33 protein-coding genes are annotated in these 24,117 nt (G+C 36.8%); 26 read left to right on the top strand and 7 right to left on the bottom strand.

Going from position 1 to position 24,117, the window contains the following annotated elements; genetic code table 11:
- The first annotated feature begins 24 nt into the window (after nt 1–24).
- The 18 genes from EUBELI_RS13310 (at nt 25) to EUBELI_RS13225 (ending at nt 12,371) form a co-directional block, all read left to right on the top strand.
- Nucleotides 25–273 (top strand): hypothetical protein, encoded by a 249-nt coding sequence (locus EUBELI_RS13310; protein ID WP_012740910.1) that lies wholly within the window; start codon nt 25–27, stop codon nt 271–273.
- A complete protein-coding gene (locus tag EUBELI_RS13305; protein WP_012740909.1) occupies nt 270–713 on the top strand; it encodes a flavodoxin family protein in 444 nt (147 codons plus the stop codon). Before EUBELI_RS13310 ends, EUBELI_RS13305 begins: the two co-directional genes overlap by 4 nt.
- Before the next feature lie 624 nt (nt 714–1,337).
- On the top strand, nt 1,338–1,937 hold the full coding sequence (locus EUBELI_RS13300; RefSeq protein ID WP_012740908.1) for a hypothetical protein: 600 nt from the start codon (nt 1,338–1,340) through the stop codon (nt 1,935–1,937).
- Nucleotides 1,930–2,442 carry an O-acetyl-ADP-ribose deacetylase gene (locus EUBELI_RS13295; RefSeq protein WP_012740907.1) on the top strand — a complete coding sequence of 171 codons (513 nt, stop codon included), beginning with the start codon at nt 1,930–1,932 and terminating at the stop codon, nt 2,440–2,442. Before EUBELI_RS13300 ends, EUBELI_RS13295 begins: the two co-directional genes overlap by 8 nt.
- Nucleotides 2,443–2,454: 12 nt before the next feature.
- On the top strand, nt 2,455–2,664 hold the full coding sequence (locus EUBELI_RS14785; RefSeq protein WP_012740906.1) for an NUDIX hydrolase: 210 nt from the start codon (nt 2,455–2,457) through the stop codon (nt 2,662–2,664).
- Between the two features lie 97 nt (nt 2,665–2,761).
- Nucleotides 2,762–3,202 (top strand): XRE family transcriptional regulator, encoded by a 441-nt coding sequence (locus EUBELI_RS13285; RefSeq protein ID WP_228003396.1) that lies wholly within the window; start codon nt 2,762–2,764, stop codon nt 3,200–3,202.
- Between the two features lie 127 nt (nt 3,203–3,329).
- Nucleotides 3,330–3,638, top strand: a complete 309-nt coding sequence (locus tag EUBELI_RS13280; RefSeq protein ID WP_012740904.1) for a hypothetical protein — start codon at nt 3,330–3,332, stop codon at nt 3,636–3,638.
- A gap of 103 nt (nt 3,639–3,741) precedes the next feature.
- On the top strand, nt 3,742–4,218 hold the full coding sequence (locus tag EUBELI_RS13275; protein ID WP_041689150.1) for a pyridoxamine 5'-phosphate oxidase family protein: 477 nt from the start codon (nt 3,742–3,744) through the stop codon (nt 4,216–4,218).
- Between the two features lie 115 nt (nt 4,219–4,333).
- A complete protein-coding gene (locus EUBELI_RS13270; RefSeq protein ID WP_012740902.1) occupies nt 4,334–4,771 on the top strand; it encodes a radical SAM mobile pair system MarR family transcriptional regulator in 438 nt (145 codons plus the stop codon).
- Nucleotides 4,768–5,457, top strand: coding sequence for a radical SAM mobile pair protein A (locus tag EUBELI_RS13265; RefSeq protein WP_012740901.1), 690 nt, complete (start codon nt 4,768–4,770; stop codon nt 5,455–5,457). The genes EUBELI_RS13270 and EUBELI_RS13265 overlap by 4 nt, the downstream gene beginning before the upstream one ends.
- The gene (locus EUBELI_RS13260) at nt 5,445–6,353 is read left to right on the top strand and encodes a radical SAM mobile pair protein B (protein ID WP_012740900.1); all 909 of its coding nucleotides are present in this window, start codon (nt 5,445–5,447) and stop codon (nt 6,351–6,353) included. The genes EUBELI_RS13265 and EUBELI_RS13260 overlap by 13 nt, the downstream gene beginning before the upstream one ends.
- Nucleotides 6,354–6,607: 254 nt before the next feature.
- The gene (locus EUBELI_RS13255; RefSeq protein ID WP_012740898.1) at nt 6,608–7,126 is read left to right on the top strand and encodes a hypothetical protein; all 519 of its coding nucleotides are present in this window, start codon (nt 6,608–6,610) and stop codon (nt 7,124–7,126) included.
- An 85-nt stretch (nt 7,127–7,211) separates the two neighbouring features.
- On the top strand, nt 7,212–7,940 hold the full coding sequence (locus EUBELI_RS13250) for a tRNA 2-thiocytidine(32) synthetase TtcA (RefSeq protein ID WP_012740897.1): 729 nt from the start codon (nt 7,212–7,214) through the stop codon (nt 7,938–7,940).
- Nucleotides 7,941–8,010: 70 nt separating this feature from the next.
- Nucleotides 8,011–8,826, top strand: a complete 816-nt coding sequence (gene iolB / locus EUBELI_RS13245) for a 5-deoxy-glucuronate isomerase (RefSeq protein ID WP_012740896.1) — start codon at nt 8,011–8,013, stop codon at nt 8,824–8,826.
- A 159-nt stretch (nt 8,827–8,985) separates the two neighbouring features.
- Nucleotides 8,986–9,450, top strand: coding sequence for a YhcH/YjgK/YiaL family protein (locus EUBELI_RS13240; RefSeq protein ID WP_012740895.1), 465 nt, complete (start codon nt 8,986–8,988; stop codon nt 9,448–9,450).
- Nucleotides 9,451–9,649: 199 nt separating this feature from the next.
- Nucleotides 9,650–11,008 (top strand): ArsB/NhaD family transporter, encoded by a 1,359-nt coding sequence (locus tag EUBELI_RS13235; protein ID WP_012740894.1) that lies wholly within the window; start codon nt 9,650–9,652, stop codon nt 11,006–11,008.
- A gap of 38 nt (nt 11,009–11,046) precedes the next feature.
- A complete protein-coding gene (locus EUBELI_RS13230; RefSeq protein ID WP_022098838.1) occupies nt 11,047–11,652 on the top strand; it encodes a cytidylate kinase-like family protein in 606 nt (201 codons plus the stop codon).
- Between the two features lie 2 nt (nt 11,653–11,654).
- Nucleotides 11,655–12,371 carry a phosphatase gene (locus tag EUBELI_RS13225; RefSeq protein ID WP_012740892.1) on the top strand — a complete coding sequence of 239 codons (717 nt, stop codon included), beginning with the start codon at nt 11,655–11,657 and terminating at the stop codon, nt 12,369–12,371.
- Nucleotides 12,372–12,398: 27 nt separating this feature from the next.
- Here the strand turns inward: EUBELI_RS13225 and EUBELI_RS13220 are convergent, their stop codons facing one another.
- The 3 genes from EUBELI_RS13220 to EUBELI_RS13210 all read right to left on the bottom strand — a co-directional run bounded on the left by EUBELI_RS13220 (nt 12,399) and on the right by EUBELI_RS13210 (nt 14,635).
- Complete coding sequence (locus EUBELI_RS13220) at nt 12,399–12,710, bottom strand: AzlD domain-containing protein (protein ID WP_012740891.1); 312 nt, start codon at nt 12,708–12,710, stop codon at nt 12,399–12,401.
- A gap of 17 nt (nt 12,711–12,727) precedes the next feature.
- A complete protein-coding gene (locus EUBELI_RS13215; protein WP_022098841.1) occupies nt 12,728–13,435 on the bottom strand; it encodes an AzlC family ABC transporter permease in 708 nt (235 codons plus the stop codon).
- Between the two features lie 141 nt (nt 13,436–13,576).
- Nucleotides 13,577–14,635 carry a GGDEF domain-containing protein gene (locus EUBELI_RS13210; RefSeq protein WP_012740889.1) on the bottom strand — a complete coding sequence of 353 codons (1,059 nt, stop codon included), beginning with the start codon at nt 14,633–14,635 and terminating at the stop codon, nt 13,577–13,579.
- A gap of 272 nt (nt 14,636–14,907) precedes the next feature.
- Here EUBELI_RS13210 and EUBELI_RS13205 point away from each other — a divergent pair, with 272 nt between their 5' ends.
- From EUBELI_RS13205 to EUBELI_RS13185, 5 genes are read left to right on the top strand one after another with little or no spacing between them, the layout of a single operon-like run.
- Nucleotides 14,908–15,774, top strand: a complete 867-nt coding sequence (locus EUBELI_RS13205) for a deoxyribonuclease IV (RefSeq protein ID WP_012740888.1) — start codon at nt 14,908–14,910, stop codon at nt 15,772–15,774.
- A gap of 41 nt (nt 15,775–15,815) precedes the next feature.
- Nucleotides 15,816–16,376, top strand: coding sequence for a carbonic anhydrase (locus EUBELI_RS13200; RefSeq protein ID WP_012740887.1), 561 nt, complete (start codon nt 15,816–15,818; stop codon nt 16,374–16,376).
- Between the two features lie 3 nt (nt 16,377–16,379).
- Nucleotides 16,380–17,003, top strand: coding sequence for an MBL fold metallo-hydrolase (locus EUBELI_RS13195; RefSeq protein WP_012740886.1), 624 nt, complete (start codon nt 16,380–16,382; stop codon nt 17,001–17,003).
- Nucleotides 16,993–18,072, top strand: coding sequence for a Gfo/Idh/MocA family protein (locus tag EUBELI_RS13190; protein ID WP_012740885.1), 1,080 nt, complete (start codon nt 16,993–16,995; stop codon nt 18,070–18,072). Before EUBELI_RS13195 ends, EUBELI_RS13190 begins: the two co-directional genes overlap by 11 nt.
- A gap of 23 nt (nt 18,073–18,095) precedes the next feature.
- Nucleotides 18,096–19,238, top strand: coding sequence for a Gfo/Idh/MocA family protein (locus EUBELI_RS13185; RefSeq protein WP_012740884.1), 1,143 nt, complete (start codon nt 18,096–18,098; stop codon nt 19,236–19,238).
- Nucleotides 19,239–19,257: 19 nt separating this feature from the next.
- On the opposite strand, the gene EUBELI_RS13180 is transcribed toward EUBELI_RS13185, so the two are convergent.
- On the bottom strand, nt 19,258–19,542 hold the full coding sequence (locus EUBELI_RS13180) for a hypothetical protein (protein ID WP_012740883.1): 285 nt from the start codon (nt 19,540–19,542) through the stop codon (nt 19,258–19,260).
- Nucleotides 19,543–19,685: 143 nt separating this feature from the next.
- On the opposite strand from EUBELI_RS13180, the gene EUBELI_RS13175 reads away from it, so the two are divergent.
- From EUBELI_RS13175 to EUBELI_RS13165, 3 genes are all read left to right on the top strand, one after another.
- Nucleotides 19,686–19,979: a type II toxin-antitoxin system RelB/DinJ family antitoxin gene (locus tag EUBELI_RS13175; protein ID WP_041688996.1), complete on the top strand. Its 294-nt coding sequence runs from the start codon at nt 19,686–19,688 to the stop codon at nt 19,977–19,979.
- Nucleotides 19,969–20,283: a type II toxin-antitoxin system RelE/ParE family toxin gene (locus EUBELI_RS13170; RefSeq protein WP_012740881.1), complete on the top strand. Its 315-nt coding sequence runs from the start codon at nt 19,969–19,971 to the stop codon at nt 20,281–20,283. The genes EUBELI_RS13175 and EUBELI_RS13170 overlap by 11 nt, the downstream gene beginning before the upstream one ends.
- 222 nt (nt 20,284–20,505) lie before the next feature.
- The gene (locus EUBELI_RS13165; protein WP_012740880.1) at nt 20,506–21,075 is read left to right on the top strand and encodes an ECF transporter S component; all 570 of its coding nucleotides are present in this window, start codon (nt 20,506–20,508) and stop codon (nt 21,073–21,075) included.
- Between the two features lie 839 nt (nt 21,076–21,914).
- On the opposite strand, the gene EUBELI_RS13160 is transcribed toward EUBELI_RS13165, so the two are convergent.
- Genes EUBELI_RS13160 through EUBELI_RS13150 form a run of 3 tightly spaced genes read right to left on the bottom strand, consistent with a single transcriptional unit; the run spans nt 21,915 to nt 24,072 of the window.
- Nucleotides 21,915–22,388: a GGDEF domain-containing protein gene (locus tag EUBELI_RS13160; protein WP_081458333.1), complete on the bottom strand. Its 474-nt coding sequence runs from the start codon at nt 22,386–22,388 to the stop codon at nt 21,915–21,917.
- A 29-nt stretch (nt 22,389–22,417) separates the two neighbouring features.
- Complete coding sequence (locus EUBELI_RS13155; protein WP_012740878.1) at nt 22,418–22,612, bottom strand: hypothetical protein; 195 nt, start codon at nt 22,610–22,612, stop codon at nt 22,418–22,420.
- 59 nt (nt 22,613–22,671) lie between these two features.
- Nucleotides 22,672–24,072 carry an MATE family efflux transporter gene (locus tag EUBELI_RS13150; protein WP_012740877.1) on the bottom strand — a complete coding sequence of 467 codons (1,401 nt, stop codon included), beginning with the start codon at nt 24,070–24,072 and terminating at the stop codon, nt 22,672–22,674.
- Nucleotides 24,073–24,117 lie beyond the last annotated feature (45 nt).

The raw sequence follows: 24,117 nt of genomic DNA, 5'->3' as shown, positions 1-24,117 counted from the left end.
GTAAAAAGCAATAGTAAAGAAGGAATGATTGTGAATATAAGATATGCAACAATGGCTGATTTAGACGATATTGCATCGGTTGAATCTGTATGTTTTCCTGTCTTAGAGGCAGCAACTAAAGAAGAATTTGAGCAAAGAATAAAATATTTTGGGAATCATTTCTGGCTTATGTTTGATGAGGGTATAACTGATAAATCTACTCATGGAAATGTCCTGTGGCACCAGATGAGATTGGATTTTAAACTAAGAAATAATGGAGTGAAGCAGATATGAAAACAGTTATTATATACGCGTCGGTTCATCACAATAATACAAAAGAGCTGGTATGTGCAATAGCAGCTGAAAATGATATTGATGTAGTTGATGCAGCTAAGATTACTGAAAAGGACTTATCAGGGTATGATCTTATAGGTTTTGCTTCTGGTATTTATTTTGGCAAGATGCATCAGTCCGTAATTAACTTTGCAGAAGTAAATCTTCCAGAGAATAAGGATGTTTTTCTTATGTGTACTTATGGCGGAAAGCCGGTCTTTGATTCTATAAAGAAAATTGTAAAAGAAAAGCAGGGAAGAATTGTGGGAGAATTTTCTTGTAAGGGATTTGACACATTTGGACCATTCAAACTTATTGGAGGCATATCAAAAGGACATCCGGATAAGAATGATTTGGATAATGCAAAGGCTTTTTTCAAAGAGTTGGAAAAGGGAAAGTGATTTAAAAGTATCATCATGTATATGGTATACACCTATGCACAAAAAACAGAGACTCTTCCCACGGAGTCTCTGCAAAGGTTTGTATAAGAATATTATAACTACCCTGATTTCATATTAATTGATACATCTTTATTCGTCAAGGAGTTGTGGAAATTTGTGTTTAACGGAGCTTGAATATTTAAATTTTAAGTGAAGCTCATTAAGAATAAGAGAATATTCATATGTATTGAAAATGTGATTATGTGTGAGAAAACAGAATTGAATCTTGCAAGGAGATTTCTTAGCTTATATTATGGCACCATGTAAAAATATATCTTTTTATATATTAATCAGATTGAAAATGACTTGTTAAGGTGTAGTAACAAGCCATTTTTTTTGTTACTGTGGTAACAAAATTTCTGATGAATATATGGATGTTACATACCTAAAATTTTAAGTGTAACAAAACATCTAATTAAAAGGACATGTTGTAACAAATCTGATATAATAACTATATTGGTTTTAGGATAGGTGAAAGTCTTGCGGAGTACTATTGCCGTATCTACGGACATTTATTAGAAGATATTGAAGTTTGGGAAGTAGCTGAAGAAGGAATTGTCAATATAGTAAGGAAGAAGCAGATAAATGATAGTGAAATGTCCTAAGTGTGATTCAGAGAATGTAGCACCAATATATTATGGGATACAACCTGACAATAATGAAATCAGAGAATTAATTGATAACAATAAAATAATATATGGTGGTAGCATTATGCTTGATGACCAGCCGCACGAAGATTATGGCTGTCAGGAATGCGGATACAGATGGTCGCTAGATTTGTTGCCGGGAATGTATATTAAGAAAATACGCTTTAAGGTAGAAGATTTCGGGTTAGGAACAATAGATATGAAAAGAAGATATGTGTATGAGATATATCCGGATGGTAGGTGGATTGAATATATGTATCAAGGAGAATCTAATCGTTACACATACAAAGACATATGCGTAACAAAAAAAGAGAATGTATTAAGATTATACAATAAATATCAAAAGTTATTTGGTGCACCATTATGGAAAAAGAATATTATGGAAGCACAAGTTTGCGACGGATATGGATATACCTTGCAGATTACTTATAAGGATGGAAGAAAAAGAGTAATTGAAGGCGATATTGGCGGTGGTACAATTGACGGTATAATGGGAAATTATTTAAAGAAAATATTTGGGAGAAATTACGATGATTAAAACTGTTCTAGGTGATATAACAAAAATAGATTATGTTGATGCTATAGTAAATGCAGCAAATAACAGTCTCTTAGGTGGTGGCGGTGTTGATGGAGCAATTCACAGGGTAGCAGGTCCTGATCTTTTAAAAGAATGTAGGACGCTTCATGGATGTGAAACAGGAGAAGCAAAGATTACCAAAGGCTATAATCTGCCATGTGATTATGTTATACATACAGTCGGACCTATATGGAGAGGCGGAAAGGATAATGAGGAGCAGTTGCTTGCCAGCTGTTATTATCATTCGCTTAAACTTGCAATGGAAAAAGGTATAAAAAGAATAGCGTTTCCATCTATATCAACAGGTGTTTATGGTTTTCCTGTTAAACTGGCAGCACACATTGCTGTAAATGTTGTGGCAAGATTTGAGCAGGAATTTCCAAAGCAAATAGAAGAAATATATTTTGTTCTGTTTGACAGAGATACAGAATCAGCATATGAAAAAGAAGTTGATAAGCTATATTAAATGGAGTAACAGATGATAGAAAAAGTAGTATTCATGAACATGTGCATGATTAGTGATAATAAAGGAAATGTACTGGCCTTGGATAAAGTGGGCAAGAATTATTCTGGTACGACTTTCCCAGGTGGTCATGTAGAGGCAGATAATGCATTCAGATGTGCCTATGGAATGTCTGCAAACTATAACAGAAGAAGGAATTATAGCAAAGATACAGTAAGATTTTAAGTGAAGGAATAAGAAATGGGAAGAGAATCAATTAAAGAGAATAAGAATGTATACTAGTTAAAAAGAGAGGAGCTAGGACTTAGCCGAGAAAAGGCAAGTGAACTTTTTAGAGTGCGTGCCTCCAGAGAGAATTGAAAAAATAGACAGTGAGAAGGTGCTGCCACATCCGGAAGAAGTACTCATAATGGCTGATAAGTATAAATCACCGGAATTGTGTAATTATTATTGCTCAAATCAGTGTCCAATTGGACAGCAATATGTTCCAGAGATTAAAATGAAAGAGCTCCCTCAGATTATACTTGAAACGGTAGCTTCTCTTAATAAGATGAACAAGAAGCAGGAGTGCCTCATTGAGATTACAGCTGATGGTATAATTGATAACGACGAATTAGATGATTTCATATATATTAAGGAGGAATTAGAAAAAATATCGGTAAATGTTGAAACACTTCAGTTATGGTCAGAAAGAATGTTGGCTTCTGGGGCTATTGATGAAGATGCATATAATAAAAGAAAATTACAAAGGAGTAATAACTAATATTTCTGTAAGATAAGCTGTATTTAATGGCTGTGTCGAGCTGATAGCCTATAATGTTGATTTTGACTATGCATTTTTAGCTAATGCAGGAATTAGGTTTAAACATGGTACTATAATATACGATCCAATGATAGAATTTGCTAAGATATATGAAGAATGGAACAATTATTATGGTTATAATTTTGATGAGTTGGCTCACGATAGTTTAGAGGATGTCAAAGCGACATTAGTTGTTTATAATGCGCTTAAGAAAAAATTGCCGCCATATGTGTGGATGTCAACGCAGTTGTTAAACAAAGAAAAAGAGGTAATATTTGAAAGTGATGATGTTACGGAAGTTATTGATAAGGCAAAAGAATTATTTGGTCAATGCGAAAGGAATATGATTAACAATCATATCAAAAGTGGTTTGAATTTTGAACATTTTATTTGCTAAAATAGAAATTGTTAGGTTAGATAATATGGGCGATTTCTGTATTACCAATATAAAGAGTTTGAAAAATCGGGAGTTGTATCAGCATAAGAAGGAGAATAATATCATGTTCAGAACAATTCGTAAAAAGAAAAATGAAATCAGCATCGACACGGCAAAGGCTCTTTTGCAGTCCAGCCGACGTGGCGTTCTTGCCGTAAATGGAGATGACGGATATCCCTATGCAATTCCTATCAACTATGTCTACGATGACGATGCGCAGAAAATTTATTTTCATGGAGCACGCGTAGGTCATAAAGTAGATGCACTGCGTGCCTGTGACAAAGTATGCTTCACGGTATATGGAAATGAAACCATTAAAGAAGAAGATTGGGCACCGTTTGTGCAGAGCGTTGTGGTGTTCGGCCGATGTTACCTCGCAGAATCCGGTGCAAGAGCAACAACTCTGTTAAAACGATTTGCAATGAAATACTATCCCAGCGAACAGTTAGTTGATGAGGAAATTGCCCACGCAGGAAAGGCTGTGCAAATTTTCGAAATAAAAGTGGAGCACCTCAGCGGTAAGGAAATACAGGAACGATAAATTCAAGTTTGAAGAATTGAAAAAAACGGAATTTACCTATTAAGACATATAAACTCTTGACAATAAAGCTCCTATATAGTATGTTTTTAATAAACTACTATATAGGAGCTTTTGTATGGAAATGAATGGAGGATTTCTTGTTACCAAAATAAAACAGCTTGGAGACCGGATTTTCGAGAAGATTCTCAGTGAAAAGAATATTGATGCGTTTAATGGAGCCCAAGGGCGTATTCTTTATGTGCTGTGGCAGAAGGATGGTATTTCAATCAGGTCACTCTCGACTAAATGCGGATTAGCGATAACATCTCTTACTACGATGCTGGAAAGAATGGAAAATCAAGGGCTGATAAGCCGTGTTCAGTCTGAAACGGACAAAAGGAAAACGCTCCTGTTTCTGACTGAGAAAGCACATGCCTTAAAGGGCGAGTACGATTCTGTATCTGATGAGATGGGCAGTATTTACTACAAAGGTTTTTCAGAGGAAGAAATTACCAGGTTTGAGGAATGCCTCGACCGCATCAGAAAGAATCTTGAGGAGTGGCAGAAGCCATGAGTATTTGTATCAAAGATCAGATTCAGAACATGAATATCGTCATTGGCTGCACAGTGGGGTGTACATATTGCTATGCCTGCAACAACGTGAAACGCTGGCATATGATTGATGATTTCGCTGACCCTGAATTCTTTCCGGGTAAGCTCAAGATGATGGAAAAGAAACGTCCGCAGAACTTTCTTCTTACCGGCATGAGCGATCTCTCTGGATGGAAGCCGGAATGGAGAGACGAGGTATTTGCAAAGATCCGTGAAAATCCACAGCATCAGTTCCTGTTCCTTACCAAGCGACCTGATTTGCTGGATTTTGATACCGATCTGGAAAACGCATGGTTTGGCGTTACGGTGACGAGGAAAGCAGAACTGTGGCGTACCGACGCCCTTCGGAAAAACGTTAGAGCAAAACATTACCATGTTACCTTTGAGCCGTTATTTGATGATCCCGGCACAGTTGACCTTTCTGGAATCAATTGGATCGTTGTCGGCACCATGACCGGAGCGCAGAGCAGGAAGATTCATACGGAGCCGGAATGGGCATGGTCTCTGACGGACCAGGCACATAAGCTTGGCATTCCGGTGTTTATGAAGGAAGACCTTGTCCCTATCATAGGGGATGAAAATATGATTCAGGAAATGCCGGAAGAATTTAATAAAGTGTTAGAGGTACAGAAATCATGGAAGAAGTAATAAATGGAATCCTCATTCGTGAGGTGGAAACAAAGAATATCATGACTAAGTCTAGTCTGCCGGTAGGCGGTTACTCGGTCAATCCCTATGTGGGCTGTACACATGCCTGCAAGTATTGCTATGCTTCTTTTATGAAGCGCTTTACCGGGCACAAGGAGGAATGGGGCACTTTCCTTGATGTGAAGCATTGGCCGGAAATTAAAAATCCGAAGAAATATGCCGGACAGCGGGTGGTCATCGGTTCTGTGACAGATGGCTACAATCCACAGGAGGAGCAATTCGGGAATACCAGAAAACTTCTGGAGCAGCTGATCGGTAGTGACGCAGATATTCTGATCTGCACAAAGTCGGATCTTGTGGTACGGGATATTGATCTGTTGAAGAAGCTTGGACGTGTAACCGTTTCATGGTCGATCAACACACTAGATGAAAATTTCAAGAACGATATGGATTCTGCTTCGAGCATTGAGCACCGTATCGCTGCTATGAAGCAGGTATATGAGGCAGGTATCCGTACAGTCTGTTTTGTATCCCCGGTATTCCCCGGAATCACGGATTTTGAAGCAATCTTTGAGCGGGTAAAGGACCAGTGCGATCTGTTCTGGCTCGAAAATCTCAATCTTCGAGGCGGTTTCAAAAAGACAATTATGGATTATATCGCCGGAAAATATCCTGATCTTGTACCACTTTACGACGAGATCTATAACAAGCATAACCGCAGCTACTTTGAAGCACTTGAAGTAAAAGCTGAGAAAATGGCTAAGAAGTATGATTGTGCCTTTGTGGATAATGAAATGCCTTATGGCAGAGTCCCGCATGGACATCCGGTGATCGTAGATTATTTCTATCATGAGGAAATCCGTGGGACAGAGAATACCGGAAAAAGAAATCGCTAACTTCGGATTTGCCAAATAAAGGAGCAGTACTTATGAAAAAATTCTTTTTTCAAGTATACACTATAGTGGTATTTTCAATCGTTATTTGGTTTGCTTTATATGGAGAACATCGTGATCCGAGGTTTTATGTCTCTATTTTGATAATTGCAATCATTGGGAAATTTATTGCTTCACACATAGATAAAGAAAAGTAGTAATAGATGTAGAATTGCCAGAGAGTTTGGCATAGGTGATTAATAATAATGAGGCGGCATATGTATCTTATATCAGCATATTTTGATGAACATGTAACAAAGGGATTGCAGAGGTTAATTGATAATATTGCAAAAGAAACAGGTAATACTTATATGATTGAGAATAATGTTCCTCCGCATCTGACAATTTCAAGCTTCGAAACAAGAAAACCTGATAATCTTAAGGAAGAATTCATGAAGCTTAATAAAATAGGTGCAGGAGAGATAAATATATTTTCAATCGGGCAGTTTCTGCCGTATGTTATGTATGCTACACCTGTTCTGGACGAATATTTAATGCATCTTTCCAATGAGGTGTATGATATATTTTCTGCAAGAGAAGATGTAACAATTAATCGTTGTTACAAACCATATAACTGGTTTCCACACATAACATTGGGAAAGAAACTTGAAAAAGAACAGATGATAATGGCAATGAGAGTATTACAGACACATTTTATTCCAATAAAAGGGAAAATAGTAATGGTTGGATTGTCACAGACTAATCCACATAAGGATATTATACAATTTAATATATGATAGTGTAACCGGGGGAGGGAGAATGGATTTTAGTTGATACTGAAGATGAGATGGTGGCTATTTTTTACAACAGAGGATATATTTTATGCAACAACAGAAATTATTAAGCCTTATAAGACAGGCAATAGAAGATTACAACATGATAGAGGAAGGCGATAAGATTGCCGTTGGAGTATCAGGTGGCAAGGATTCGCTTGCGTTGCTGCATGCAATGAAGATACTTAACAGATTTTATCCGAAGAAGTTTGAACTGTATGCAATTACCTGTAATGTTGGATTTGAGGGAATGGATTTTACAGGAGTGAGGAAGTTCTGTGAGAGTATAAATGTGCCATATGAACAGGTTGATACAGAGATTGCGAAGATTGTCTTTGAGGATAATAAAGACGAAAGACCATGTTCACTGTGTGCGAAGCTTAGAAAAGGCGCAATGTATAAGAGGCTTGGAGAGCTTGGAATCAATAAGATTGCATATGCACATAATAAGGACGATTTTATAGAAACAGCATTAATGTCTCTTATATATGAAGGGCGGTTTTACGCATTTCCACCAGTTACATATCTGCCAGAGGCAGGGGTTACGGTTATACGGCCAATGATGTATGCACCGGAAAAGGGTGTGGCTAATTTTGTGATTAATCAGGGAATCAAGGTTGTTAAGAACACCTGTCCGGTTGATGGTTCAACTAAGAGGGAATATGCCAAGCAGCTTATGGAGCAGATTAATAGAGAAAATCCGGGAACTAAGGACAGAATTATGCATGCAGTTGTGAACGGAAGATTTGAGGACTGGCCAGAAGTGCATAGAAATTGAAAATAACTGTTGATACAACACCAATGAGATAATAGAATAATATTAAATCTATTTATAAGGAGATACGAACATGAGAAGATTTTATGAAGGCAATGATAACAAGGGTTATCAGGAAGTTGTAGATAAAGAAGCTGGCTTGGAATTAATAGGTTTTGATTTGATAAGACTTGAGCCGGGTGAAAATGCGGTTTATGAATCAGGGGAATATGAAATAGGACTTGTTATTTTACAGGGAACATGCAGTGTTAAGGTTGATGATGTCACATTTGACAAGCTTGGCTCAAGAAGAAGCGTGTTTGACGGCAAGCCAACAACTGTTTATGTTCCAAGAGATTCTAAGTATGAAGTTACAGCAACCGGAAGCATGATGCTTGAAATCGGTGTGTGCAAGGTTAAAGCAAGAAAGAAGTATGAAGCTTTTGTAATAGATGCAGGTGATGTTACAACTGAACACAGAGGCAAGCTTAACTGGCAGAGAGATGTTAATGATATTATCACTTCAAAATATGAGGGAAAGGTTGACAGAATCGTGCTTGGCGAGACTTACAGCATGCCGGGGCAGTGGTCAAGTTATCCATCACATAAGCATGATACAGATAATCTTCCATTTGAGGTAAATATGGAGGAAATATATCATTTCAAGGTGAATCCAGGTCAGGGCTTTGGTATTCAGGTAATGTATAGTGACGATATGTCATTAAGAGAGAGTTACATAATAAAGAATGGTGACAGCGTAGCGATTAAGAATGGCTATCATCCGGTAGCAGCAGCACCGGGATATCAGGTATATTATCTCTGGGTAATGGCAGGTGTTGATACAAGACAGCTTACACCTTGTGATGACCCTGACCACGCATGGGTAAAGGCTGTTGAGAAGATGGTGTAATGTATTTTGAACAAGGCATATGTGGAATCAGATATGAATTAAAAGGCTTAATTAAAAGCTGAACATTAAAGGCTGAATATTAAGAAAAATATTGAAACTTTTTATCGATAATGATATATTTAGTGTATAAAATTTTAACAGATTCGAGGTAAAATAATAATGATTTACGCATCACTTAATGCAAAAAAAGGTAACTACCAGTACCCAGCAGCTATTAATACTGCACTTGAATTTCTTGCAAAGCCAGAGACAGCTGAGCTTCCAGTAGGAAGATATGAACTTGATGGAGATAACATTTTTGTTCTTATTCAGGATCAGACAACAGCTCCAGTTGAGAATAAGCGTGCAGAAAGTCACAGAAATTATATTGATATCCAGTATCTTTTCACAGGAAAAGAAGTTCAGGGATATGCACCACTTCTTCCAGGAGTTACAGGTGAAGAGCCAGCTGGTAAAGACAATATCTTTTATGAGACAGTAGAGAATGAGCAGTTCGTTACATTACATCCTGGTGAATTTACAGTATACTTTACTAATGATATTCATCGCCCTAATTGTACAATGGATGAGCCTGTTAATATCCATAAGGCAGTTGTTAAGATTAAGGAAAGTCTTATTAAGTAATTGGAATAGTTGACTTGTTGATACAATATAATATTTAAAACAGAAGCACCATAAGAAGCGAATGCAATGTATTCTTATGGTGTTTTTTGTATTAATAAAGGACAGAATAAATGGAAAAATGTTGCTATTAGTTATATATGTTTGTATAATACAGTTAAAAGTTTGTTATTAATTTAACATGTGATGGGGGTTATTTAATATGTTAGCAGAGCAGGTATTGGCATTAATTATTTTCATTTCTATGTTTGTATTGATAGTTCTTGATAAGATAGAGAGGCATTATGTGACGCTTGGATGTGGGGCATTGACGCTGATTGGGGTATTTGGAATTATCATGAGGTCGCCGGAGGCGGTTATTAGTACTCTTAATTTAAGAAGCATTTTTACATCAGGTTTCTGGTATCAGTCCGGAGCTGCTGAAGAGGCAGTAACAGGGATTAACTGGTCGACCATTATATTTATTGCGGGTATGATGATTATGGTTGAGGTTATGGCTGCCGCCGGATTTTTCAGATGGCTGTGTATGCTTCTGGCTAAGGCTGTACACTATCGTACAAGAGCATTGTTTATTACATTTATGATAATGTCTTTTGGATTGGCTATGTTTATAGACAGTATAACGGTTATATTGTTTCTTGCAGCTGTATCTATTGAGCTTGCCAAGCTGCTAAAGTTTAACCCAGTGCCAATGATTTTATCAGAGATATTCTGTGCTAATCTGGGCGGTTCGGCAACAATGTGCGGGGATCCACCTAATATAATTATTGGTACGTCACTTAATTTTTCATTTTCAACATTTATTACGCATACAGGACTGATTGCAGTAATCAGTCTGGTATTTATTGTGGTATATTTTCTTATAGCATATAGAAAAGAACTGGAATCATCTCCAGATATTGATAAACTGGCTGAATCTATGCCAAGTCCGGCAGAGACTATTACTAACAGAAGAGATTTTGCATTAAGCTGTGTTATATTCATGTGTGCAGTTGTAATGCTTGTAACGCATGCGCTGACAGGACTTACGGTTGCATTTATAGGACTTGTTATAGCAATATTTTCACTTATTGTATCAGGCAGGAAGGCTTTACATATGTTGAAGTCTATTGATTATAAAACAATTTTGTTCTTTTTAGGACTGTTTATTGTTGTAGGTGGACTTGAACAGACGGGCATATTAGAGATTATTGCTGCATTTATAGGTCGTGTGAGCAAGGGTAATCTTAAGCTTATGGTTGCAATTATTATTATTATTTCAGCATGTGCAAGTGCACTTATTGATAATATTCCTTTTGCAGCAACTATGGTACCGGTTATTAAGAGTCTGGCTGCGACACAAGGGGTTGACCTTTCTGTTCTTGCGTGGGCACTTTCTATGGGAACTGATGTAGGTGGAAGTGCAACACCTATAGGTGCATCTGCTAATGTTGTCGGAACATCAGTTGCAGCTAAGAATGGTTATATGATTGGTTGGGGTAAGTATTGCCGCACAGCTGTTCCGGCAACTATAATAGTTGTGCTTATATCTATGGTGTGCATATTTGTAAGGTATTGTTAATTCTTCGTGCACAAAATGTGTACAGAAATGGGGGTTTTATGGGAGAACAGTTGATTATTTCTATAAGTCGTGAATATGGAAGTGGAGGACATGAGATAGCAAGGAAGCTGGCTGACAGATTAGAACTTGCATTTTATGACAGATGCATGTTGGACGAGATTGCAGAACAGATGAATGCTGATGTGTCAGATTTTCACAAATATGATGAGAAGCCGGGAAACCGTCTCCTGTCGAGGCGTGTAGGTAATCACACCAATTCTTATGAAGAGATTATTGCCCAGTTTCAGTTTGATTATATCCGTAAGAAAGCTGAGAGCGGAGAATCATTTGTAGTAGTCGGCAGATGTTCAGAGAATGTACTGAAAGATTATGACTGCCTTATATCCGTATTTGTAACAGGTGATAAGGAGCATAAGATACAGAGAGTTATGGAGCATTTTGACTTATCCGAATCAGAGGCATATACTAAAATGCGTAGACACGACAGAACAAGAAAACAGTATCATAACAGATACTCAGAAGGTAAATGGGGAGATGCAACATATTATGACATGTGTATCAACAGCAGTCCTCTGGGAATAGAGAAAACTGTTAATGTTCTGGAGAATTATGTGAAAGAAAGAACAGGTAATCAGGAGCTTTAATTATGAAATACACAATAGACACACATACTCATACACTTGTAAGCGGTCATGCATATAACACAATTGATGAGATGGCAGCTTACGCAGCAGGTATAGGAGTTACGCACCTTGCGATAACTGACCATGCACCCAAGATGCCGGGAAGCGCAGGTATATTATATTTTTCTAATATGAAGATAATTCCAAGAGAAAAATGTGGTGTCAGGATATATATGGGTTGTGAAGCTAATATTATGGACTATGATGGAAATATTGATCTTAAAGAATATGGACTTAAGGGCTGTGATGTTGTAATAGCAAGCCTTCATATTCCATGTATCAAGCCCGGAAGTATAGAGCAGAATACGAATGCATTAATTAAAGCAATGGATAATCCATATGTTAATATTATAGGACACCCTGATGATTCAAGGTATCCTGTCGATTATGAAAAGCTTGTAAAGGCCGCTAAGGAAAAGCATGTGCTTCTTGAACTTAATAATACATCATTGAATCCGGATGGCCCAAGACAGGGAGCTTTTGAGAATGATGTTAAGATGCTTAACATATGTAAGGAATTAGGAGTCTGCATATCTATAGGAAGTGATGCACATATAAAAGAGGGAATATGTGAATTTGACAGAGCCTATAAGGTTATAGAAGATACACAGTTCCCAGAAGAACTTATTGTTAATAGTGATTACAGTTTATATGAATCATATATTGGAAAGAAGAATTAAAATCCATTTTATTTCTATTATGAATTATTAGAATCTTATAAGTTCAACAAGAAATACTGCTACACATGACGCTATAGCAACAGTTGTAAGACCTTTGCCTTTCAAAGCAAATATTACGGCTGTCAAAAGTCCTGCAGCTGCACCAACCCACCAGCTGGTTGCATAGAATATTGCAGGAATTGTCATTGCTGTAAGAACTGCATAAGGTATGTAATAAAGAAAAGAACGGACAAAGCGGTTGTTAATCTTTTCCTTAATTGCAGTGAAAGGTATAACTCTTATAAGGTAGGTTGTGCCTGCAAGTATAAGCAGATATATAAAGAAAATACTGTTTTTCATAAGTTCCTCCAATAAGATTAATTATTGCTGTTATCAGCTTCATCAGATACCGGAAAGAATATTGAACCGATAATGGCAGCTGTGATAGCAACAATTGTTATTGTTATACCGCTGGAAATTTTAGAAAGAAGCGGTATGTAGTAGAATAAGCAGCTAAGTATAATTGCAATGATTACGACAATCAGGACGGGGCGAGCTTTCTTCATCTCTGGAACAACCACGGCAACGAACATTCCATAGATTGCAACACTTAAAGCACTCATAAGGCGGTCTGGAAGAATATTTCCAAGAATAGCACCAATAAATGTGCCTAATGCCCAGCCCAGATAAGGCAGGGTAGCAAGTCCTGCAAAGTAGCTGCGCTTGATTTCGTCTTCTTTAGTTGCTACTGCAAATATTTCATCAGTTATAAAGAAACCGAGAAGCCAGCGGTATATGCCACTGAAACGGCTGTCAGCTTTCTGTCCGATTGATATAGACATGAAAGAGTACCTTATATTAATAGTAATCTGTGATATAAGCATCTGAATGTACTGTCCTGGATGAATCATAATGCCGATTCCTGCAAACTGTCCGGCAGAGGTTACTGTTGTCATAGATATGAGAACGGCCTGCCACCAGCTAAGACCAAAGGATACAGCCATAATTCCAAAGGTAAAAGAAACTGACAGATATCCGAGTGCAATTGGTATGCCGGTTATTAGTCCGCGTTTATAATTATTCATTTTATTTATCTCCATGTATACAATGTCTAGGTTAATATAGTAAAGTCATTTCTATATTCTATCATACATTTGCCATAAAATCACTTGAGAAATATTAATAAATTGATGAATACATAATATTAAAAAGGGCAGAGAAAGCGGCTATCTGCCAGCTTTCTCTGCCTGTTTGTTATTGTACATATTTTTATCTGCTTTATCAAAGAGTGTCCTTAATGTGCAATTCTCATAATCAGAAGAGAATGCACAACCATGAGCATAACTTATCTTAAAAGCTTTTCCAAGCTCATTGAATTCGGATATTTCTTTGTCAAGCTGTCTGAGAATATCAGTAACTTCATCCTTAGTAGTGTTATATATTACGGCAATAAATTCATCGCCACCATATCGCCCAACAAAATCGTTAGAAGGAACAGCATTTCTTAAAAGCCTTGCAAAATTAAGAATCAACTGGTCACCAACGGAATGACCAAGTGTATCATTGACCTTCTTAAGATTATTGAGGTCAAACATAATACATGCAGTAGAATCAGTAATAAATTGCGAAGTTCTGAATATTTCTTCACATTTACTCTTGTTAGGAAGACCTGTGTGCAGGTCAAGAAAAGCCTGCTTTTCAAGCTGTTTATTCTTTTTGGTGATTACAATTGCATTAATGAAATGATTAATTATAAATATTATTATAATGATCATATCTATTGCTGTGAATATTTCAAATAATCTTATATTACATGCAATTCTTTCAGAATACTTTTCAGCAGCAGAAACAGTCTGGTCAGCAAGCTGGAAGTATTCTTCACTGAGATTTACAATATCAGTGTTTTCATAACCATATTCACGGACTTTATATATTTCGTCCTTTAGTAAAATCCAGAAAGCAGTCTGTGTATCAAGTTTTTTTTCATAATCATTGTTATCAAGTTTGATAAGATTATAATCGCCATCTTTATATTTAAGATCTTCAAGAATTCCATCAAGATAATTGATGAGCTCATCATTAGGATTACCAGTGATTTCAAGCTTGACTTCTCTTTGAGTAGCACCTCTGACAAGACCGGTATAGTTAATAACTCTGGCAGTTCCCTGTAATTTTCCTATAAGAACCATCATTATTGCTACAAGAACAATAAGAATAACGATAAGACAGCTTTCAATAACAGTATTGATTGTTTTTATATGTTTTCCGTGTTTGTGTATTTTCATATCTCACCTTATAAAATAATTGTTACATAAATACTATAAAATCGGTACTTTAGTACTATATCAATATGCTGTATAAATGTCAATACAATAAATGTAAATTATGAATGAATCCGACTGAAAATGAATGAAAGTGGTAATGACATTTATCAGTATGCAAGTATACATATGTTGTGCATTGACACATAACTATTGCAATATTAAAATTAATTCGTTTGGATTTTCTAACCGGACAGATAATAAATTATACAGGTTAAATATTGGAGGAATCATATATGTCAAATATAAAGCTTGGAAGTCATGTGGGAATGGCAGGTAAGGAAATGTTTCTTGCATCTGCGAAGGAAGCAGTTTCTTATGGGGCTAATGTATTTATGTTATACACAGGTGCGCCACAGAATACAAGAAGAAAAGAAATAAGTGAGCTTAATATAGAAGCTGGCTGGAAGTATGCTAAGGAACATGGAATTGAGGAGATTATTGTACATGCACCTTATATAATAAATCTTGCAAATACAATTAAGCCGGAGACTTATGAGCTTGCTGTTGAATTTCTTGAAAAAGAAATTATAAGGACTGCTGCCATGGGAAGCCATATAATGGTGCTTCATCCAGGAAGCCATGTCAATGCCGGAGTTGAAGCCGGAACCGCACAGATTATCAAAGGACTTAATACAGTGCTTAACCAGAACAATGATGATGTATATATTGCACTTGAGACAATGGCTGGCAAGGGAAGCGAGATAGGCAGGACATTTGAAGAGCTTAAGGCAATCTATGATGGCGTTGACAAGAAGGACAGATTGAGAGTGTGCTTTGATACATGTCATGTTAATGATGCTGGTTATGATTTAGTTAATCATTATGATGAAGTATTTGCAGAATTTGACAAAGTGATTGGTCTTGACCAGATAGCAGTATTTCATATCAATGACAGCATGAATCCGCTTGGAGCGCATAAGGACAGACATGCCAACATTGATAAAGGAAATATAGGATATGAGACTCTTCACAGACTTGTCCATGATGAAAGATTCTTAGATGTTCCTAAGATTCTTGAGACCCCATGGGTAGCAGTTGAGGGAACTGATAAGAAAGAGCCTCCTTATAAGGAAGAGATTGCGTGGCTGCTTAAAGATTAATAAACTGTAGGAAAGTATGTTGTGAAAGGCGGGATAATAATATGTCAATACCAGCACATGAAGCAAAGTCAAGATTAATAGAGGGTAATAAAAGATTTATTAATGCTACAAGCAATCCAGGAGATGTTTCGCTGGAAAGGCGCGTGGATACATTAAAGAATGGTCAGCATCCATATGCGATTGTTCTGTGCTGTTCGGATTCCAGACAGGTACCGGAAGCAATATTCTCAGCGGGAATAGGGGAACTTTTTGTTATCCGCGTGGCAGGAAATGTAGTGGATTCGCATCAGCTTGGAAGTATTGAATATGCAGCAGACCATCTTGACTGTAAGCTGGTGGTTGTACTTGGACATAACCATTGCGGTGCAGTTGAGGCGGCAATAAAGCATGACCCCGACGGACATATCAAGTATATAACTGACGATATCAGGGAAGCTATTAAGGAAGAGAAAGATGAGTATATTGCAACATGTCTTAATGTAAAGCATAGTGTCAAGGTGATAGAGGATAATACAGATATGAAGCTGCTTGAGGAAAAGGGTCTTGAGGTTATCGGGGCTGTGTACCATCTTGAGGACGGGCATGTGGAGTTTTTGGAGTAAAGAATGGATGAATGTAACATTATCAGACTAAATAATTTAATATCGTATATATCCCCAACAGAGAATCCACTATCTGCAAATGTGGTGATGATACAGGGAAGGGAAGCACTGTGGCTGTATGATGTCGGCAACCACCCTGATATTCCACAGGTAATAGAACAATTCCGTGATGGAAGAAATGTTAATGTTATATTGTCACATTTTCACGAAGATCATATCGGTAATCTTCCGGGTATGGGCGTTGATGAGGTGTATCAGGGAAAGTATACCCATAGGCACACTGGCATGGGAACAGTCGTAGAAGATGACATTTATATTCAGGACGGGGAAGCAAGACTTCATATATTTCCACTGCCGTCAAGCCATGCAAAGGGCTGTGTTGCGTTGGAAGTTAATGACGAGTGGTGCTTTCTTGGAGATGCATTGTACTCTATGCAGAAATGCGGACATAACTTATACAATGCAGGCATATTAAAAGATGAAATAAATGTATTACAGAACATTAAAGCGGAGAAATTCATGCTGAGTCACAGGACACCTTTTGAAAAGCCAAAGGGGATTATTATGAGGTGGCTTGGTGAGATATATGACAGAAGGGTTAAGGGAGAGGTGTATATTGAGATCTAAATATCATTTTATTATAATCGGCTCAGGCTGGCGGGCCTTATATTATGTACGCGTAGCAAAGGCTCTGCCTGAAATATTCTGTATTGATGCGATGTATTGCAGGACGCAGGAGAAAGCGGACTTAATTGCCGGTCAGTATCAGATACACACAACTACATCTATAGAAGAATGCGTGGCATATAAACCTGATTTTGCAGTTGTGGCTGTTAAGAAGGACGCCATATGTGATGTTTCAATGGAATGGCTTGACCGTGGAATAACTGTTTTATCAGAGACTCCGGCGGCACTTGATATGGATTCGCTTAATAAACTGTATTCTTATTACAAATGTGGAAAAAAACAGGTGGTTGCTGAACAGTACAGGGAGTATCCTAATATTAAAGCATCATTAAAGCTTATTAATGAAGGAATTATTGGTGATGTCAGCTGTGCAAATGTGTCACTGGCGCATGAATATCATGGAATAAGTCTTATAAGAGCATTTCTTGGTGTTAAGCCGGGAGAGAAATATGTAGTTTCAGCTAAGACATATGAGTTTCCTACAACACAGACCCTTACAAGATATGATAAGTTCACTGATGGCAGGATTGCAGGAAAGAAAAGATGCGTTGCCACATTTGAATTCGAAAGCGGGAAAGTGGCATGGTATGATTTTGATTCGGAGCAGTACAGGTCACCAATCAGAAAGAATACGCTTAAAGTTCAGGGTGTAAGAGGCGAACTTATTGATGAATGTGTATATTATCTTGATGAGAATAATGAAGGTCAGACTGGCAGAATCATAACGGATTCCCATGTGATTAATACAGGAAACTCTAATCCTAATTTTGAGAAGATTCGTGAAATTAAGAAAATTTCATTTAATAATAAGATTATATATGAGCCGGAATTTGGATTGTGTGGTCTGTCAGAAGATGAAACAGCAATCGCAGTGATGATGAAGAATACGGCAGAGTATAGCAGAGGAAATGCGTCTGCACCATATAGTATGGAGGATGCCCTTGCAGATGCGTATGCCGCCATCTTACTGAAGAAGGCTGTGGAAACAGGAGAAGTGGTGCATAGTTAATATAATGAAACGGGGTACATGGTATGCAGAAAGAATTGTTAAAGGTGGCACTTATAGGTGTAGGAAGTGTTGGAAAGAAATATGCCAGAATGATAACAGCGGGAGAAGTTCCGCATATGAAATTATCAGCTGTGGTTATAAGAAGAGATGAACTTATTGAATGGGGCGAATCACTTGTTAATACTGATGGTGATAATGCAAGGATATTCAGGAGTGCAGAAGAATTATTTGAGACAGGAGAATCATGTTATGATGCAGTTATTATAGCAACTCCTCATAAAACTCATAAAGAACTGGCTTTGAAAGCATTTGCAAAGGGAAAAGCAGTGTTATGTGACAAGCCGGCTGCGGCAGATATTGGCGAGGCACTTGCAATGCAGAAGGCTGCCAGTGAAAGTGGCAGAATATATGGAATGATATTTCACCAGAGGCTTTACCCTAAATACATCAGGATTAAGCAGATGATAGACAATGGTGAATTAGGAGATATAAAGCGGGTATGTCTTATTAATTCACGATATTTAAGAACCTCATACTATCATAAATCTGGCTCATGGAGAAGCAGCTTTGCAGGTGAAGGCGGTGGAGCACTAATCAATCAGGGACAGCATATTCTTGACATGTATCAGTACCTGTTTGGAATGCCACAGAAACTTTTTGCAGCGATTCCATTTGGAAAATACAACGACTTTATAGTAGATGATGAGGCTACTATCGTTATGGAATACGACAATGGAAAGACAGGCACATTTATACTATCCACAGGCGAAGCCTGCCACGAAGAGCGACTTGAGATTATAGGAACGAAGGCAAGAATTCTTCTGGAAGACGACACGCTCACCATTACAAGACACAGAGATGTATGTGAGTATATCAAGAACGAAGAAGTCAACTCAAGGCAGAATATGACATTTGCAGAGGAAACTATACAGTTCGAGAAGGCATCTGAGCCATATGCACAGTTATTTGAAAACTTTGCAAATGCGGTGCTTAAAGGTGATGAGTCTTATCTGACAGTTAAGGGCAGTGAGGGAATTAATTCTCTCATGTTGTGTGCCAGTGCTTATTATTCAGCATGCAAAGGCATAAAAGTAGAACTTCCGCTTGAAGCCTCAGATTATAAAGAGCTTATGGATGAATTGATTAAGAAAGAAGAGGGAGAATAGATTCAGTCTATTCTTCCTCTTATTCGTCGTTAAAGCCGTGGAGCAGAAAATCGTTCCACCTGGCATTAGTTTCTTCAAGCTCTTTTTTCTGCATGATACGGTTTCTGTCGCTTAGAATGGAAATCATTTCATCAGCTATCTCCTCAACAGGAGGGTGGTCATAATGATAGAGATAACCAATCATGCGGCTGGCAGTGAAATCAGTATTGAGATTCTTAGTGACAATATCACAGAAATTTTCCTCATAACCTCTTTGCAGCATTAATTCATATAATTGTCTGCTTAAATCTGATTTGGGTTTCATAAAATGTGACTCCTTGTTTGTGGTGCGTAATATGTCTGTTTATTATAGCATAAATATTTGAAAAATATAATGTATTATGATATATTACATTTGTAATGATATAGCATTAAGATAGTATGCTATATGAATATGGAGGTGTTTTTATGTCAAGTACGATTCAAGTAAGAGTGGATGACGATTTGAAGATTAAATCAGATAATTTATTTAGAGAATTAGGAACAGATACTACAACGGCTATAAGAATGTTTTTAACACAGGCAGTTGCTAATAATGGATTTCCATTTGAGATAAAGAAAGTGGCAGCTAATCCTTACATTGCTATTTCGGAAAAGGAAGTTCTTGACAGATTAGCAAAGTCAAGAGATCAGTCAAAGAATGGAGAATATTCAGAAGCAGGTGATTTTGTTGCAGATATGAGGACAAAGTATGGCATATAAAGTGGTTGTTACTAATGATGCTAAAGAAAATATGCAAGAGTATATTGAATACATCTTATATGAAAAAAAGAATCAGCAGGCAGCAGGAAGTCTGCTTGATGATTTTGAATATACTAAAGATATATTAGCAGAGGTCGCAGGAAGTTTAAAATTATGTGATAACGAAAAATTGAGAAGTTTAGGATATAGAAGGATATCCTTTAAATTCCATAGATATTTTATGTTGTATAGAGTGGAAGATACAACTGTTTATATAGATGGGATTTTTCATGAGTTACAGGATTTTGAGAATAAGATTAACTGAGGGATAATAAATATGGCAAGATATAATTTTAGTAAAACAATTGTACATAGTGGGTTGAATAAAACAAAAACAATATATGGAACCAGATGTTATTATGTAAATAAGGGTAATAATAACTTAATCTGACCATATAAATTTAACTCAAAATGACAATGTACACATGTCACTTTATCTGTTATTCTTATGTGCAATTAAAGTATGTTGATATAGGAGGCAGATAAAATGGAAGCACAACAGACACAGTTAGAACAGCAGGGGATTAAGAAAGAAGGATTTCATATTACTGTAACACAGATGTGTATAACAGCAGTATTTATGGCACTTACATGTGTTGCAACAATGGTGGTACAGATTCCTATTCCTTTGGGATATGCACATTTGGGAGACAGCGTAATACTTATATGTGCATTTTTCTTCGGACCAGTTGTTGGTGCACTCGCAGGAGGAATTGGTTCTGCGATGGCAGATATATTAACTGGATTTGCAGTATGGGCAGTTCCAACACTTATAATAAAGACAATCATGCCAATAATAGCATGTGCAATATTTGGCAATATGAAAAGTAAGTTTGACAGATGTAAGGTTATTTCAGTAAAAGGAATTGTTGGTGCAGTTGTTACATTACTTTTCATGACATTAGGATATGTTGTATTTGGTGCAATAATAGCAGGCAGCTTTGCAGCAGGATTAGCTTCGGCACCAGGACTTCTTCTTAAATCAGTAGTTAATATGGTTGTATATCTTTTTGTGGCAACAGGAATGTCTAAGATTCTTGGCAGAAATAATAATTGATTACAAGTAGAGGAGAATAGATATATAGTCTACAGGGTGGTGCTTTCGGGCATCACCCTTTTTCGGTTTGATGCGGATATTTAGAAGGGCATATAAAAATAGACAATAGGGCATCGTATGGATGACAATGGTTTAGCGGACTTAGTGTTTCGAGTTTTCTTTCGAGTTGATTTTTGAAAAAACTCGAAAGAAACTCGAAGAACAATTTAAGACATGGAGGATTATGGAGATAAATTTATTTCTTGTCTATAACCATGATATGATTATAGAGGTATAAAATCAGCAGAATCAGCAGAAAATCAGCAGATTCAAAAAACATGAATAGATCAGATTTATCAGCAATACACAAACAGATTTTAACAAATATGGATATAGGTGTTGAATATAGTACGGAACAGATTGCAGAGAAGATATATTAAGCCTGTTGATTGAAAACACATGATACCTATCAGTAGTCGCAAATTTAAATTCCTTATAGGTCTAAAATAATAATGACTAATATATTAGCCACAAAATACACCTATAAAGTAACTATAATCAGGAATCTTATAGGAAATTCAACTCCAAAATCACATTTTAGACGGTGAAAGAGGGAAAATCAGCCTATAAGATGAGATATATTTATTTTCTTATAGGAAAAACGCTTTCAAGAAGTCAATATTTCAAGAGAAAATACAAAAAGCCGCTGGCAATTCAAGCCAACGGCTTTCATCAAGTTAACATATAAGGTGAGGTTTGCAATAATTAGAAATGAACAGCAATCCACAATCAAAAAATCAGAAAAAACCGCCAGCAGTTAAGCTGGCGGCATAAATTAACGCATATATAGTATCTCCTAATCACCGATGGTGGTAGAGCTGTTTGTCAGCGTACATTGCTGAGTCAGCATTTTTTACTATTTCAATAATATCACTTCCGTTGCCGGATGCAATACCGACAGCACTTGATATTTCTATTGAAATATCATAACTGCATTTCATAAGTTCATCTTTAACAGCAGATATTATTCGGTCAGCTTCACCGTCATGTGGGTTATCAATTATCATGACAAATTCATCACCACCAAATCTGTAAACACGGCGGCATTGTTCATCTGAATGGGCGTATAATACAGAAGCTAGTGCGGAAAGTGCTTTATCACCATATTCATGTCCATAAGTGTCATTAATAATTTTCAGGTTGTTAAGATCCCAGAAAATAACAGTAATATTATTTACATTAGGATAATACATTGATACCATTTCGTTGTATTTATTCTTGTTGAAAAGCCTGGTTAAAGAATCAGTTTCTTTAAGATATGTAAGCTGGGCAATTCTTGCGGCATCATGCAGGCTGGCGGTAACTATATACTGTAAATAGATGAACCTATAACAGCAGACATTATCTGGTTATCAAGTTCAAAAAATCCAATTATATTAAGAATCCATATCAGTAATTCAACTCCTATAAATAGCAGAATACCGTAAAGAGTGTATTTATTCGAGGTAATTTCCTGATAGGCAAGTTCTTTCTCATATCGAGCATTAAAATTATCCATGTTAAAAATCCTTTTAAAAATAATCCGTTAAATATACGAATACACGCATAACTTATATTTTAACATTTAGTTAAATCGATTTCCAGCTTTTTTAATTCTTTTAATTCTCTTATAGTAAAGTATCCGCATACGATAGCAGCGGCAGCGTCTGCTATAGGTCCGGCATACATAACACCGTCAATTCCCATGAATATAGGAAATATAATGATAAGTGGCAGCAGGAAAATAATCTGCCTTGTAAGCGACATAAATACACCAAGCTGTGATTTGCCAATTGAGTTAAAGAAACTGGAAGTTACAGGCTGGATGCCATTAACAATTGTCAGAAACATATATATTCTGAAATATCTTTCAGAGAATTTAAAGTACAGGTCACTTCCGTTTCCAAATATGCTGATAATCTGTCTTGGGAATATCTGGAAGCATGCAAATGCGATTAAAGACAGGGCAGAAGCTGCACCAAGTGAAAGAAGATAAGTTTTTCTTACACGTGCGTACTTCTTTGCACCATAGTTAAAACCTATAACAGGCTGTGTTCCCTGAGATATTCCGATAACAAATGACATGAAAATCATATTAACTTTAGTTATAATTCCGGCGCAGGCAAGAGGAATGTCTCCACCGTATATTGATTGTGCGCCGTAGTGTGACAGCGTATTGTTCATAACAATCTGTACAACGGTCATTGCAATCTGATTAAAGCAGGCACTTGCTCCAAGAATAAATATTTTCTTACAGTGGGCAGCAGATACAATAAAACTTTCCCTGCTAAGTTTAATTGTCTTAAAATGAAACATATAACGCAGACTGATTGAAAATGAAATTATCTGGCCTGTAATTGTTGCAAGAGCAGCACCAGTCATTCCCATGTTAAAGACAAAGATAAACAATGGGTCAAGAATAGTATTTACTATGGCACCAGCAAGCATAGATATCATGGAATATCGTGGGCTTCCATCTGCGAGAATAAGCTTGCTCATACCAGTGTTTGCAATTAAGAATGGGAAGCCAAACGCAGTGATTCTTGTATATGCCTTTGCATAAGGAAGTACATCTTTAGTTGCACCAAAGAATTTAAGCATAGGTGTTAAGAATATAGTGGTTACAAGGAACAGAAATATTCCAAACAATGCCATAAGCACAATACCATTGCTGGCATATTTTTCAGATTCGTTTTTTTCACCGGCACCAAGATACAGCGAGAAATTAGTCGCGCTTCCTATACCGAGAAGAAGCGATATAGCTGTACATGTTGTTGAAAGTGGAAATGCAATATTAGTCGCAGCATTTCCAAGCATGCCGATTCCCTGGCCGATAAATATCTGGTCGACAATATTGTAAAGCGCTGTCACAAGCATTGAAATAATGCATGGAATTGCAAAACCAACAAGCAGAGTGGATTCTTTTTTATATCCAAGCGGATTATCTTTTGTGTTCATAGTCGCTGACTGATTATTCATAATAAAACCTCTTAATTATTATACAATATTATTAAAAACTGATAA

The sequence above is a fragment of the [Eubacterium] eligens ATCC 27750 genome, from assembly GCF_000146185.1.
GTDB lineage: Bacteria > Bacillota > Clostridia > Lachnospirales > Lachnospiraceae > Lachnospira > Lachnospira eligens.
This window is presented reverse-complemented; position numbering and strand designations above follow the sequence as displayed.